Here is a 5,307-nt window from a genome sequence, read left to right as displayed (position 1 = left end):
GGCAAGCCGTTTCTCTTCCACCGCCGCGGCGATCAGCTTTGAGGGAATGTGCTTGATGTAGCTCTCACCCCGGTTCAGCCGCTCCACGTAGGAGCCGTTGATATCGAAGCCCAGGACGTTGAAGCCTACCCTGGTGGCCGTGAGGGCGAGCGGCAGGCCCACATAGCCCAAGCCGATGATGCCGAGGGTGGCCTGCCGGGCTTTGAAGCGCTCCAGCAGCTGCGCTGCTCCCATGGTATACGGTTCAAAGGCTACGTGATCGGCTGGCATCTTGGTCCCCGACCGAAGTTTCGGATGCGTCCTGAACCGGTACCTAGATCAGCAGCTCAATAGCCAAATCCCTCAAAATGTCGGCCGGAGATGATACTTCGGGGTAGGTTCGCTGCTCTAGCGCATCGTGCAGAACCGAAGGTCCGCGTCAGTGACCCGAAGGGCCGCGTCAGCGAAAAGTGGACAGGGTTTCCCGCATCCGACGATGCGCCGCTTGAAAAAAGGGAGCATCGGCAGCGTCCATACTCCCCGACGCGCCTCTGCCAGTAGAAGGCTCCAGCAGGCCCTATGACGGTGGTGCAGATCGCGCGGATCCGGGCGCCCACCCATGGGATTGCCGAGATATGTCTTGAGGCCCACTAGAGGCCTTTTGCTGTTCAGGAGCAGCCCTAGGGCCTGGCTTGGGACGCCTGAGGCAAACGGACATCTCCCTCGGCCCCGCGACTTATCCAAAACCTTGCCGCTTCCCGCGCATAGACGGAGTTAGGATATTCGCTAGAGTGGCAGCGAACCGTATTGCAACGGTTTTGCCTTCATGAGGGAAACAAGATGTCCATGAAACTGACCCGTCGCGATTTGGCCAAGCTCGGCCTTGGCGTTGGAGCTGCCGCCGCTCTGGGCCGTAATGCCTTTGCGCAGGCGCCGGCCTTTTTCCGCATCGGGACTGGCGGTACCGCAGGAACCTATTATCCCATCGGCGGCTTGATCGCCAATGCGGTTTCGAACCCGCCTCAGCTCGTTCTGACGGCTCAAGCCTCCAATGGCTCCGTAGCGAACGTCAATTCCATTGTATCAGGTGCTCTTGAGTCGGGCTTCAGTCAGGCCGACGTGGCGTACTGGGCCTACACGGGCACGGGTCTTTTCGAGGGCAAGGGCAAGATGGAGGACCTGCGCCTCGTCGCCAATCTCTACCCTGAGAGCATCCATCTCGTGGCAGCCAAATCTGCCAACATCAAGTCCGTGTCGGACCTGAAGGGTAAGCGCGTTTCGCTCGACGAACCGGGCTCCGGAACGCTCGTCGACGCCCGCATCATTCTCGGCGGCTGGGGTATTAAGGAAAGCGACGTGAAGGCGGACTTCCTGAAGCCGAACCAAGCTGCCGAACGCATGCGCGACGGCGGTCTCGACGCCTTCTTCTTCGTCGGCGGCTATCCGACCAGCGCAATCACGGAGCTCGCAGCTACCGGCGGCGGCATCGACATCGTGCCCCTGACCGGACCTGAGGCCGACGCGATCCGTAAACAGTACAACTTCTTTGCCGCCGACGAGATTCCGGCTGGGACCTACAAGGATGTCGGTGCCGTGAAGACGCTTGCTGTCGGAGCGCAGTGGGTCACTTCGGCGAAGGTGCCGGATGCCGTCGTCTATGAGGTCACGAAAGGCCTCTGGAGCGACAAGACCCGTGCCGCCCTCGACGCAGGTCATGCCAAGGGCAAGATGATCCGTAAAGAGAATGCACTGGCGGGCGCCGGCATTCCGGTTCATGCCGGAGCGGAGCGCTTCTACAAGGAGGCTGGCCTCATCAAGGCCTGAGGCCCTCAGTCATAATTGACATCTGCCTCCCGCGGCGCACGACGCGGGAGGCGCTGTGTTTAATGCGCTTGCCTGCGCCGCTCGTTTCCGTTGACATGCAGGCAAATGCACCACCGAAGAGCGGCAATGCATGAATACGCAAAGCCGCATGCATGTGAGAGCCGCCATGCCCACACCAGACACGTCCGCCTTGATCGAGAGCCGCAGTCTCGAAGAGAAGTTCGATCCCGAGATGCGCTTCCGTCCTCTCTTGCCGGGAACGGCTTGGCTCGTGGCGGGACTGCTGATCGCGCTCTCCTCATTCCACTACTACACGGCGGGATTTGGCCTGTTGCGCGAGGCAACGCATCGCGGCATCCACATGGCCTTCGTGCTCGGCCTGATTTTCCTCGTGTTCTCAGCCTTCAAGGCCGATCAGGACCGGGTCATCCCGTCGAGCCTGTGGCGTCCGGGCGGCATCTCTCTCATCGATTGGGTTCTCGCCATCGCTGTTGCGGTCGCAAGCCTCTATGTGCCGTGGATCTTCAATGAGCTGGCCTTCCGCGTCGGTAATCCATCCCTGACGGATGTCGCCATGGGAACGATCCTCATCGTTCTCCTGCTCGAGGCCACGCGCCGCTCGGTCGGATGGCCGCTGCCAGTCATTGCCATCGGAATGATGCTTTACGCCTATTTCGGTCCATCCATGCCGGGTATCCTGCAGCATCCCGGCGCCTCATGGTCGAACATCGTCAACCATCTCTATCTCACCAGCCAGGGGATCTACGGCATCGCGCTGGGGGTCGTGGCGACTTACGTCTTCCACTACGTGCTTTTCGGCGTGCTTGCGACGCGCGTTGGCCTGGGCAAGCTCTTCATCGATCTCGCTACATGCCTCGCCGGACGCTATGCAGGCGGCCCCGCGAAGGTATCGATCTTCGGTTCGGCCCTGTTCGGCATGATCTCGGGCTCGTCCATCGCCAACACGGTGACCGTCGGTTCCCTCACGATCCCCGCCATGATTCGTGTCGGTTATCAGCGCCATTTCGCGGCAGCGGTCGAATCCGCGGCATCCACCGGCGGACAGATCACGCCGCCCATCATGGGGGCTGCGGCCTTTCTTATGGTCGAGTTCCTGAACGTCTCCTATCAGACGGTCATTCTCGCAGCACTCGTTCCGGCCTGCATGCATTTCTTCGGCGTCTTCATGCAGGTGCATCTGGAAGCCAAGCGTGCGGGTCTGCGCGGTTTGCCGCCTGAGGAACTGCCGAAAGCTGCCAAGGTGATCCGCGAAGGCTGGCAGACGATCATGCCTCTGGCCGTTCTGCTGATGGTGCTGTTCTCTGGCTTTACGCCTTATCTCGCAGCTTTCTGGGGCATCACGGCATGCATCGTGGTGGGTGTCAGCCGCATTCCTGTCGTGACGCTTGGCTTCCTGGCTGCCGTTGCGGTTGCCATTGCCGCCGGCCTTCTCACGCAGCTTGTCTTCGTGCTGCCGGTTCTTCTCATAGTGCTGGCCCTGATGGTCTTTGCCTATGTGAAGAGCGACGAGGGCAAGGCGAAGGTGATCGACCTCATCGATGCCTTCGTGGTTGGCGCGAAATATGCCATCAGCGTGGGTGCCGCGGCCGCCACCGTCGGCATCATCGTCGGCATCGTGACGCTCACCGGCGTGGGCTTCAAGATCTCCTTCATCGTGACCTCATTTGCTGCACAGATGGCGCAGACCATGGGCGAGATCCTCCCCGTGTGGCTCATGGATGTGAAGAGCATGACCTTGTTCTTCACCCTGCTGATGACGGCCGTTGTCTGCATTCTGTTGGGTTGCGGCGTGCCGACGACGGCGAACTACATCATCATGGTGACCGTGGCTGCTCCTGCCCTGGGCATGCTCGGGGTCGTTCCGATCGTGGCGCATTTCTTCGTGTTCTATTACGGCGTGCTGGCCGATATCACGCCCCCTGTGGCGCTGGCAGCCTACGCAGGTGCGAGCATGGCGGGCGCTGATCCCTTCAGGACGGGCAACACGGCGTTTCGTCTTGGCCTCGGCAAGGCCCTCGTGCCGTTCGTCTTCGTCTACGGCCCGGCCATGCTTCTGGTGACGCCGGGTTTCACCTGGGCAAGCTTCATCCTGGTGACCGCTGGTGCCATCGTCGGCATTCTGTGCCTGTCGGCAGCCTTCTCCGGCTATGCCTTGACGGAGATGCGCGCATGGGAGCGCTGGCTCATCGGCATTGCGTCTCTGCCGATTATTGCCCCCGATCTGCAGATGACCTTGATCGGGCTTGCGATTGCCAGTCCCGTTGTCGTGTCCCAGCTTCTCAAGGTTCGGACACAGGCAGCGTCTGCCCCGGCCTGATGGCCGGCGCAGGATCCATTCCGTCCATCGTCTGTTGTCCCTGCAGGTCTTCCTTCATGGAAACCGGCAAGGACACGCGATGGAGCTTGTATCCGCTTTCCAGATCATCCCATCGGACAGCGAGCGTCCCGGCGCCTTCGCGCTCTTTCCCTATGACCGCGATCTCGTGCGCCGATTTCGCGAGGCGTTTCCCCGCGCACGCTGGCGCGGGGAGGGGCAGGGCTGGTTCGTACCGGGAACGACGGCCGTACGGCGGGTCAACACCTGGATGGCACAGGAGCTCGAAACTCTGGACAGGCACGCCGATGAAAAGGGACGAGATGCCTATCTCTTCGAGCCGCTGGAGAGTCCGTATCTGGAGGTTGGCGATGATTTGAGAGTCCGCACGCCTTACTCGCACACCGTGGTCGAAGCGCTTCGCTCGATTCCGTGGGCGCGCTGGGATCCTGACGAAAAGATCTGGCATGTGCCCTTCCGTTCCTATGAAGAGCTACGCCGGATCTGGCCCGTGATTGCGGAGGCGGCGCGCCGCAACGAACCTGGAGAGAGGAGACGACGGCGGGAAGAACAGAAGAGGCAGGGCCAGGATTCTGCAAGTCCTGCTCAAGCAGAGCGCCGCCGCAGGCGCTATCCGGTTCCAGGAGACGATCTGCCTCCGCTGGAGACGCCGCTCGCAACACTCTCATGGGGGGTCGTGGTGTTCGAGGACATCGAAGACCACGTGATCGATGAGGCCTTGGACGGCAGCATCTATCCTCATGCAAAGAGTGATCCGAGCCGCTATGTCTGGGCCCGGTGGCGCATGCCGATCCTGCAGGAGGTTTACCGCACAAAGGCTGCGCGTGAGCCCGAGGATCGTGCGCTGCGCGACAGCAGGGGATGGTGGTGGCCCACGCGGGACGAGCTTCAGGAGCGTGCGCGCAAGCTCCGTCAGATGGAGCGCGCTCAACAAGCGCGTCATGCCGTACAGAAGAACCCTGCAGGCTTTTGAAAAGCAGAAGACACAATAGAGATCCGGGTCTAAAGCCCGGATCTCATTGAGGCTGCTCGAGCCTCTCTTAGAACGGGATGTCGTCGTCGAAATCGCTGCGGCGAGAGTTCGCGCCGGCCGGCTCGGGCCGCCGCTCCATGGGGGAGGATCGGCCGAACTCGCCGCCGCGGCTGAT

Annotated in this window: 4 protein-coding genes; 3 read left to right on the top strand and 1 reads right to left on the bottom strand. The window is 61.5% G+C overall.

Going from position 1 to position 5,307, the window contains the following annotated elements; translation table 11 throughout:
• The coding region (locus tag ACUXUR_RS26610; RefSeq protein WP_445505358.1) for an NAD(P)-binding domain-containing protein at window positions 1-270 on the bottom strand (270 nt) is incomplete at its 3' end.
• A gap of 555 nt (window positions 271-825) precedes the next feature.
• Here ACUXUR_RS26610 and ACUXUR_RS26605 point away from each other — a divergent pair.
• The 3 genes from ACUXUR_RS26605 to ACUXUR_RS26595 all read left to right on the top strand — a co-directional run bounded on the left by ACUXUR_RS26605 (window position 826) and on the right by ACUXUR_RS26595 (window position 5,132).
• Window positions 826-1,803 carry a TAXI family TRAP transporter solute-binding subunit gene (locus tag ACUXUR_RS26605; RefSeq protein ID WP_445505357.1) on the top strand — a complete coding sequence of 326 codons (978 nt, stop codon included), beginning with the start codon at window positions 826-828 and terminating at the stop codon, window positions 1,801-1,803.
• Window positions 1,804-1,951: 148 nt separating this feature from the next.
• Window positions 1,952-4,141: a TRAP transporter permease gene (locus ACUXUR_RS26600; protein ID WP_445505359.1), complete on the top strand. Its 2,190-nt coding sequence runs from the start codon at window positions 1,952-1,954 to the stop codon at window positions 4,139-4,141.
• 79 nt (window positions 4,142-4,220) lie between these two features.
• The gene (locus tag ACUXUR_RS26595) at window positions 4,221-5,132 is read left to right on the top strand and encodes a hypothetical protein (RefSeq protein ID WP_445505356.1); all 912 of its coding nucleotides are present in this window, start codon (window positions 4,221-4,223) and stop codon (window positions 5,130-5,132) included.
• The last annotated feature ends 175 nt before the right edge of the window (window positions 5,133-5,307 follow it).

The organism is Microvirga medicaginis (assembly GCF_052658925.1).
Note: the sequence above shows the minus strand (reverse complement) of the source record. Positions and strands in the feature narration are given on the sequence as shown.